Annotated in this window: 5 protein-coding genes; 1 reads left to right on the top strand and 4 read right to left on the bottom strand. The window is 41.0% G+C overall.

Going from position 1 to position 8,605, the window contains the following annotated elements; genetic code table 11:
* Nucleotides 1-215: 215 nt before the first annotated feature.
* From AB4160_RS15875 to AB4160_RS15860, 4 genes are all read right to left on the bottom strand, one after another.
* Nucleotides 216-842: an acetate uptake transporter gene (locus tag AB4160_RS15875; RefSeq protein ID WP_372000083.1), complete on the bottom strand. Its 627-nt coding sequence runs from the start codon at nucleotides 840-842 to the stop codon at nucleotides 216-218.
* A 497-nt stretch (nucleotides 843-1,339) separates the two neighbouring features.
* On the bottom strand, nucleotides 1,340-3,640 hold the full coding sequence (locus AB4160_RS15870; RefSeq protein ID WP_372005474.1) for an OmcA/MtrC family decaheme c-type cytochrome: 2,301 nt from the start codon (nucleotides 3,638-3,640) through the stop codon (nucleotides 1,340-1,342).
* A 368-nt stretch (nucleotides 3,641-4,008) separates the two neighbouring features.
* The gene (locus AB4160_RS15865; RefSeq protein ID WP_372005471.1) at nucleotides 4,009-4,968 is read right to left on the bottom strand and encodes a LysR family transcriptional regulator; all 960 of its coding nucleotides are present in this window, start codon (nucleotides 4,966-4,968) and stop codon (nucleotides 4,009-4,011) included.
* Between the two features lie 121 nt (nucleotides 4,969-5,089).
* Complete coding sequence (locus AB4160_RS15860) at nucleotides 5,090-5,794, bottom strand: 16S rRNA pseudouridine(516) synthase (RefSeq protein WP_372005469.1); 705 nt, start codon at nucleotides 5,792-5,794, stop codon at nucleotides 5,090-5,092.
* 139 nt (nucleotides 5,795-5,933) lie between these two features.
* On the opposite strand from AB4160_RS15860, the gene glnD reads away from it, so the two are divergent.
* Nucleotides 5,934-8,579, top strand: coding sequence for a [protein-PII] uridylyltransferase (glnD, locus tag AB4160_RS15855; RefSeq protein ID WP_372005467.1), 2,646 nt, complete (start codon nucleotides 5,934-5,936; stop codon nucleotides 8,577-8,579).
* The last annotated feature ends 26 nt before the right edge of the window (nucleotides 8,580-8,605 follow it).

Here is an 8,605-nt window from a genome sequence, read left to right as displayed (position 1 = left end):
CGATGCTAAAAAACTATGGCATATATGGCGTATAACAGCCACAGTATCGGCAAAGCATGGTACATCATCGCCGCTGTGGGACGATTTCGGCAGTAGGGGTTTATCTTTACGGTAAGTGGTTGTTTAAACTGCAACAGAGCTAAAGTAAATTTAAACAAAAAAGCTGACAAGGCTATTCATAGCATTGTCAGCTTTTTTATGGCGCTAATTTAGTATTACGCTGCTTTTAACGACGCTGGTGCTGCAGTGGTTTCAGCTTTACTTGCTGCAAATCTGACTTTTCCAACAGGCAAAATCACCCGGCCATATTCAGCATTCAGCACTTGCGCCATGGCAAAGTAAATGGCGCTTAAGCCACATAAAATACCTTCAAAGCCTGCAATGGTGCCAATTAGCTCGCTGCCGGTAAAATCTCGCGCAGCTAATAGGAAGAATAAAATAGTTAGCAAGCCAAAGACAATTTGCTTGGCTAATGGGTAACGCATAGAGCCAATAAACATAAAGCCAGTAAACATGCCCCAAAGCGCTAGGTACCAACCCATAAAGCTTGCAGGACTTGCCGCAAAACCCATTTTAGGCATGACAAGTAGACCAACTAAGGTTAACCAAAATAGCCCATAAGAAGTAAATGCTGTAGTGCCAAAGGTATCGCCACGTTTAAAGCACATGATGCCGACAATCACTTGGCCAATGCCGCCATAAAAAATGCCCATTGCTAGGATCATTGAATCAATTGGGAAAAAACCCGCATTATGGATGTTGAGCAAAATGGTGGTCATACCGAATCCCATCAAGCCAAGCGGTGCTGGGTTTGCATATGAATGTGTTTGCGGTGTCGACATTGAGTTCCCCTACAGGAAGTAATCAATTAAGTAAGTAGTGACGATAGTGTCGTCACACTAGATTAACTTTGGTTAATCTTAGCGCCGCGCATAATAATGTAACCGCAGGAGGCAATCAAACTAGCAACCAAGGGAGCTGAGGAATAAGCACACTAAACAATGCGATTAATTAGTGTTGCTTTTCAGCTTGTTAAATAAAAAGGTGGCATTAACCCCTCAAGTGAACACCTGAAGACTTGCCAGCTCACAAATATTGCCAACTACCGATCTAACTCACAATAAATCAGCATTAAAGCCTGCTTATAAGTAAACTAAAACACGCTAGAACGTTTAAAAATTGCACTGACTCACAAAAATGAATAATAACGCCATTGGGATCAATAAAAGGGTTAATGCAAACACTGAGGATAAAAAAAGGGAGCCCGAAGGCTCCCAGTGGTTTATTTGCTATGAGAAGCAGGGGATCTCATAGCTGATGAAACATCTCTTATTGCTAACTAGTGTGCGCCTCCAGCATGCATCACATCAACACCATAAGTTTTACCTTCAGCATGACAAGTTGCACAAGATTCAACCGGCAGATTAGCAGTTGAAGCTGGATCGCCCTCAACTATCGCACCATTACTCTTGAAGTGAGCCATTGCAGAGGCACTTGAGTGTGCGTGACAAGTACGACATGCTTCAGCGGTAGGGCTAATGAACATTGTTGCACCAGCATCTACTGCGATTGCACGTTTACCTGAAGTAAGGCCACCATCTGCGGCGAATAAACTCACATCATCTTTATGACAAGCTGAACATTCAGTAGCAACTGCTGGGTAACCTTCTGTTTCCATATCTGAATTTAAGTGTATTGCAGGGAAACCACGGTTATCATCCCAAAGACCTGAATGGAAACGGTGAGCTACAGTGAATAAGTCACGGTTGCTATAGGTTAAGCCTTCAATTGTTTCAAATACTGGGTCGCCATTTTCATCAACTGCATCTGTTTTATATTCAACAGTCGCATGATAAGAACCACCCCAAGTGTCGTTATGACAACCTACACATTGGTCGAAACGTTCGTTACCGTAATGCTTAGCAATACCTAATGAAGTATGACAAGTATTACATTTAGCTTCATCAGCGGTTACCCGTGCTGGGTCACTAAAGCGAGATATCGTTGCGCCGCTACCATCAGCATTGGCTAGATTCCAGTAAGCTGGCGCCATAGTGACTGCAACATAACCAACATCATATTGCGCTTCGCCGCTTGAATCTAAACACTCAATGAGCATACCTTCTGAATCGGCACATACTGAGAATCTAGGTGTTACAGAAATACTCTTTCCGTCTAGATTAAACTCACCTAATTGAGTCACCATTAACTGGCCAGCGGATGCAACAACACCATTTAGATTAACCGAAGCACTGCCGTAGTAAGTACCATCAGTGTCTACCCAACCGGTTTTCATTTCATCGTATTTAGTAAAGTTAGTGAACTCGAAACCATCTTCAACGGCAACACCATCAATAGTGACATCAAATGTAATCACCATTTCATCCATGTCAACTGTTGCGCTTTCAGTGTAACTCACACTATTTAAAGCAATTTCAATTGAATCAGTGGCAATCGCTCTCGCTGCAACATTATGTGCTTGCATTGGGCTTAAGCTACCTGCGCCATGACAACCAGAACAGGCTGCATCACTTTCAGGTACGATACCTCTGTGGTTTTCACCAGTGGCTAAATCTACATCTGTATGACATGACACACATGCTTCTGCGTAGACATTATCATTCCATTGCATCCCGTTATCATGACATGCGGTACATTGATTGATTTCTGATGGGAAGCCAATTTCGCCAAACATATCTGCAGCTTCACCTTCTAGATCGTCAATATGATGACCAGCGTGTAATGTGTGAATCATTGCATTCCAATTAGCGTTAAAGCCTTTTTCTGGATCGTCTTCACCGCCAGCATAAGCTGGGTTATGACAGGCTACACAATTTTCAACTTTTTGATAATTATGGTGGGCACCAATGTTAGCTATGCGGATATCGGTAGCTTCATACCCATCCATTTGAGTATGACACTTAATACAAGAGGCGTTAGACACTGAATCTTTTTCAGATACCGCTAGCTCACCCGTTGCAGGAATAAAGTCAACCGGAGTAGAAAGCAATTTATCTGCAATGCCTTCACCAGTGCTGTCTACAACATCATAGCTACGCACCATAACGCGATGTAAGTTATTGGCATCACCATCTGCAAGTACAACCGGTGCATTGCCTTCATGTTCCCAAGTACCTGTGTAAGTGCCTGGGTTTGCTTCATCTTCAACTAAGGTACAAGCTTCAACTTCTGCGCCGCCGCGGGCTTCTGCCATACCTGTTGGCGTACAATACATACTTGAACCAAATTCATTGGTTAGGGTATGGCTTTCCCACAATAGTGGCGCGCCAGTATCAGTGGTATTGGCCGCTTGATTCATCACATAAAGCGCTACTTTGTCTAAGCCACTAAAGGGCACATCTTCGCCTTTAGCTGTTTTGCCTGTTACCGTAAATTTGATAGCAAAATCATCACCTCCTACTACCACGATATCTGCAGGGGCTAAGCTCAACACAAAATCAGCAGCAGATGCTACTGTATCAACAACACTTCCCGCTGGTGCTCCTGGTGTACCTGGTGTACCTGGCGCGCCGGGTTCTCCTGGGGCACCATCTTTACCATCATCTCCATCACTACAACCCGCTAGTCCAATAGCAGCGATTAACGCTGCTGCTAGAATCGACCTTTTATATGTTCTCATTATCGGATCCCCTATATAGGTATTTAAATCTGCTTTAGCAGTAACTTTAATATAAAAGATACCCCTTTAGATGTATCAAAAGAGTTTCATATATGTGACTGAAATTTAAAGATTTAGATCTTGCAATTTTACAAATCGAAGTTGGCAATTTCGATATATGAAATTTGTATAGGTTATTGAGTTTTATACTGATAATGATTGTTATTAACGAAACAGATTTGCGCTAAAAGAATGGTGGAAACAAGCATAAAAAATGCACAGTTCAAGGTGAATGACTCGACAGCCATAGCGCTTCTCTAGCCCATTAAAATGATATTCAGCGGCAGATCCCCCAGCACAGGGAAATGGCTAAATAGCACATAAGCGATTTAGGCAGCGATTAACTTAAGCACTGAATTAATAATAATCTTTCTGCTGTCATCACAATAGCGGCGGTATGAGGAGGTTCTTTCAATAAGGTGGTATTGCGGCGCGGCGCCATGGCCAAGCAATTTTTCTCTTTCGGTTTCCGGTAAGCTTTCAACACGTAGTGCATTAAAGTGATTTAACACTGCAGCTTCTGATGTGGCTATAAAGCTGAAACTTCGCATGGTCAACAAGTGACAAAACCACTCTTCAATGGAACTAACTCGACTGATATTAAGCGGCTCAATCCCTGATTGACGGCAGTAAATTTGGAAGAAATCTAATTTATCATTAAACCCCTTGGTATCGAGCAGCAAAAAGGGATAGTTAGCTATGTCATCTAAACTTATAGCATCATAGCCCCAAATAGGATGATTCGTTCTAGCCACAATCGAAGTGGAATCACTGTGACCGAGGCTTTCAGATAATAAATCGCTGGCGCTGGCTGGGCCAAGGTTAATCCCTAAATCAATGTCACCTTGGTGGATCAACTCTTCAGAATGCTCATTCCATGTATGCATTCTGACTTTACCTAACTTATCCATTATGTCGTCGCTGCCAAGCGCCATTGAAAGTGAAGTCATAATGATGGGAGTTACCGCAATATTGAGCACGGTTGATGAATTAGTACAGTTACCTTCATGTACGATGCGTTCAATATTTGAGGCTGACTCGCAAAAACTACATATGGGCTGATAAAGGTGCTCTGCTAGCGCGGTAGGTCTTAACCCTTGTTGACGTCGATAAAATAACTCATCATCAAAGGTTAACCGTAACGCCGTTAAACAACGGCTTATTTTAGGAGCTGAAACGTTTAATTCTTTCGCTGCAAGGTTAGCAAAGCCTGTTTCATAAATAGTTTTAAAGACCAACAAACAGAACACGTCTAATTCGCTGATTTTCTTAAGCGCTTTGAAATCCATGCAATTACCTAGTAATAACCTTGTTAATATTAGGCTTAATCTAACATAATTGTAACAAGTAAAACTTGATCAAGCCCAACCTTATAGAATTAATTTAAGTTTTTTTAAGGTTTTATAAGATTTACTTAAGATTGATTTCAGTTTGAGTGAGCGAGCGAAAATCCCCGACTAACAATTGCTTATCCAAGTTAATATTGCCCACCGACTCACGATGTAAACCAATCACCGGATTCCTGAAGCGGCCAAACATACGCTTAATTTGATGGTACTTACCCTCTTGTAACGTCACCCGTGCTTGATACTCTGAGATGATTTCAAGTTGCGCCGGTAAAGTGGTGATATCTTCAAAACCAAAATACATCCCTTGATTAAAAGCGCTGATATATGAGTCATCAATGGGATTTTCTAACGTCACCAAATACTGTTTGTTTACTTTGGTTTCAGGCGACATCAAAGCTTGCGACCATTGGCTGTCATTGGTAATTAACAGTAAGCCAGTAGAATTTAAATCAAGCCTACCAGCAATATGCATCATTTCAATATTGACGCCAGTTAATAGCGACAAGGCCGTGGGATGAATATCATCTTTTGTCGCGCTCACCACACCCACAGGCTTGTGTAACATATAGTATTGTTTTTGCTGGTTCTGAATAAAGTCACCATCAAGCATAATAGCGGTAAACTCATTAATTTGATGGTCCATCTCTTTACAAGTCTCACCATCAACATTGACCCGCCCAGCCAGTAAAATTAGCCTTACCGCCTTTTTAGGTAGCTGTAATTTTTTAGCTAAAAACTGATCTAAACGACTTCGTTTACTTTGCATTTATAAGCTCAATTTAAGTGATTTATTCTTATTTAACTAGTTAAAAGAATTAACTTATTACTAATCAATTTAGTGGATAGTTTGAGTTGGCAAACTAAATCGCATACCCTATTTGAGAGCGAATCTAAAAGGGAGTGATATGTTTTTGCAGCCAGTCTATCCGATTTTACAGCCAAATATGAGTATTGTAGAGCTAAAACAAGCCATTACTGATTTTGATATTTGGCTAGAGCAACAGATTAGTTGTAGCCCAATTACCGAGATCCTGACATTTCGCGCTCAATTTTTTGATAAACTTCTCAGTCATATTTGGCAAAAGTTTACTTTTGATACAAAAGAAATCTCTCTCAATGCTGTCGGTGGCTACGGCAGGCAAACTCTACACCCTTTTTCTGATATCGATATTTGTATTATTCATGACCACAACTTATCCACCGATGATGCCAATAAACTCAGTGATTTTCTGACTCAATTATGGGACTTGGGTTTAGATTTAGGCCATGCAGTAAGGCGCCTAGATGATACTTTTGTCGCCTGTAAAGAAGATGTCACCATCGCCACCACTTTACTTGAAATTCGCAATATTTGTGTCCATGAAAACCATCAACACCAAGTTATCAGCAAACTCTATGGCGAAAGTATTTGGAGTAGCGCAGCCTTTTTTGAAGCCAAGTTTAATGAGCAACAAGTCAGGCATCATAAAGCCCAAGGCACCGCCTTTAATATTGAGCCCAATTTAAAAAATAGCCCTGGCGGCATGCGTGATATTCAAACGATTACTTGGATAGCTCGCAAACATTTCTCCATTGACGATCTTAAAGATCTTCGTCGTCTTAATTTTTTAACTGCTGATGAATACGCAGAACTAATGGAGTGCCAAAACTTTATTTGGCGAGTGCGATTCTCATTGCATCAAGCGTCAAACCGCTCTGAAAATAGACTTTTATTGCAACATCAAGCTGAAGTCGCTCGCCTACTGGGATTTGGTGACAGCGGTAATATCACCATTGAAAAAATGATGCGCCAATTGTTTAGAGCAATGAAGCGTATTCGTGAATTAAACCTGATGTTGATGGCTTATTTCCAACGCGAGATATCGCCACTGAAGCACAATAATTGTATCGATATCAATGACAATTTTGAGATCTTAAATGGTCAAATAAATGCAAAAAATCAAGATGTGTTTATTGATAGACCGCAGATCATGTGGATGTTTTATTATATTGCCGAATACCATCAACAAGTAAAAGGCATTACCCCTGAGACCTTAAGATTGATCAGGCAAGTACGTCGTCGTTTAATGGGTGATTTACAAGACTTTCATGTCTGCCGTGAACTGTTTGTCAAACTATTCAAGCACCCACAAGGCATGGGGCTGGCAATTACCTTAATGCATCAACATGGCATCCTTACCTCATATTTACCCCAATGGCGTGAAGTGGTTGGCCAGATGCAGTTTGATTTATTTCATGCTTATACTGTGGATGAACACACTCATAAACTGCTAAAAAACTTATATGCACTAACCCATGATGACATTAGTCACGATCACAAATTGGCCGCTGATATCTATGCTCGGTTCCAAGCCAAAGAAACCATTTTATTTGCCGCACTATTTCATGATCTTGCTAAAGGACGTGGTGGTGATCACAGTGAACTCGGCGCAGTAGATGCCAAATTATTTGCCAAATTCCATGGTTTAAAAAACTCACAGCAGCAATTAATTAGCTGGTTAGTGGAACAACATCTATTAATGTCCATCACCTCCCAGCGTATGGATATTCAAGATCCTGATGTCATTACTGCTTTTGCAAAATCCGTGGGCAGCCTCACTAAACTTGATGCTTTATATTGTTTAACGGTGGCCGATATTCAAGCCACCAATGATGATCTATGGAATGATTGGAAAGCCAGTTTATTAACCGACCTCTACTTTGCCACCCGTAAAGCCCTCAGGAATGGTCTTGAAAATGTATTGCAACTGCGCAGCGTGGTTAGGGAGCACAAACAAGAAGCCCTTAATATCATCAATGCCGATTCACAATTAACAGATGAACACCAAATACAGGCTCAATCTGCTGCTATTCAAAAACTATGGAAAAACCTGCCGTTATCCTTTTTCGGTAATGCAGAATCCAGTGAAATAGCAAAATACACCCTAGGAATACTTTCGCATCAGCAACAAGCTCAAGCAGATTCTGAATCGTTAATTATTGTTGATGATAGTAATGTCAAAGGCTGTAGTGATGTTTTTGTGTATACCAAAGACAGAGCAGGCTTGTTTATTTCTCTGTTTAATACCCTATCAACCTTGAAGATATCAGTGAAGCAAGCACAGATTTCACAAACTAAAGACGGTTACGTGGTTGAAGCTTTTAAAGTACTCGACTTTGACGGTAAACCGATTTTCAGTGCTCAGCGCCGCAAACAAGTCACCAGCAAGCTACGTCAAGTGATAGACAATAATGTAATGCCGCCGAAAAAGCGCCCTTTAAGACACACCCAAAGTTTTGATAACAAACCCACCATTGAATTTATTCACTCTAAAAAAGCTAACCGCACCTTAGTGCATATTTTAGCGCTAGAAACCCATGAGTTTATGGGGCAAATAGCCAGTGCATTCAGAGCACTAGAGCTTACAATTCATTCTGCAGCCATCAGCACAGTCGGTGAGCGAGCTGATAACGTGTTTACCCTTTCCAACCAATACGGTGCACAGCTTTCAGAAGAAGAACAAACCGATTTACAGGAAAAATTAGTGAAATCGATCACTTCAACCTTATAATTATCTCAATTAATGTTGTCAATGAG

The sequence above is a fragment of the Shewanella sp. 10N.286.51.B8 genome (assembly GCF_041469325.1).
GTDB lineage: Bacteria > Pseudomonadota > Gammaproteobacteria > Enterobacterales > Shewanellaceae > Shewanella.
This window is presented reverse-complemented; position numbering and strand designations above follow the sequence as displayed.

What these genes read in the sequence shown, in the direction of transcription:
- AB4160_RS15875 (WP_372000083.1), bottom strand. Translation starts at nt 842, where the DNA reads ATGTCGACACCGCAAACACATTCATATGCAAACCCAGCACCGCTTGGC.
- AB4160_RS15870 (WP_372005474.1), bottom strand. Translation starts at nt 3,640, where the DNA reads ATGAGAACATATAAAAGGTCGATTCTAGCAGCAGCGTTAATCGCTGCT.
- AB4160_RS15865 (WP_372005471.1), bottom strand. Translation starts at nt 4,968, where the DNA reads ATGGATTTCAAAGCGCTTAAGAAAATCAGCGAATTAGACGTGTTCTGT.
- AB4160_RS15860 (WP_372005469.1), bottom strand. Translation starts at nt 5,794, where the DNA reads ATGCAAAGTAAACGAAGTCGTTTAGATCAGTTTTTAGCTAAAAAATTA.
- glnD (WP_372005467.1), top strand. Translation starts at nt 5,934, where the DNA reads ATGTTTTTGCAGCCAGTCTATCCGATTTTACAGCCAAATATGAGTATT.